The sequence below is a fragment of the Cellulomonas sp. GbtcB1 genome, assembly GCF_019091725.1.
In the GTDB taxonomy this organism is placed as follows: domain Bacteria; phylum Actinomycetota; class Actinomycetes; order Actinomycetales; family Cellulomonadaceae; genus Cellulomonas.
In genome coordinates this window covers 1-232 of record NZ_JAGXJG010000630.1, presented here as the reverse complement: position 1 = coordinate 232, position 232 = coordinate 1, and the positions used below count along the sequence as shown (strand labels likewise).

1 pseudogene is annotated in these 232 nt (G+C 82.8%); it reads left to right on the top strand.

Annotated features, from left to right (window positions below):
• A pseudogene (locus tag KVT14_RS21600) lies at nt 1-232 on the top strand (thioredoxin); the annotation flags it as partial.

Here is a 232-nt window from a genome sequence, read left to right as displayed (position 1 = left end):
CTCTGGCGCTCGCGGACCGGGCGCTCCGTGGCGGCCCGCGGCGGTGCCGCGGCCGCCGACCGGCTGACCGCCGCCGACCTCGGCGCGCCGCCCGGGTCCGCCGCCACCTTCCTCCAGCTGTCGTCCGAGGCGTGCGCGCCCTGCCGCAGCACCGCGGCCGTGCTGGGAGCCCTCGCCGGGGAGCGGGCCGGGCTCGCGCACGTCGAGGTCCGCGCCGAGGACCGCCTGGACC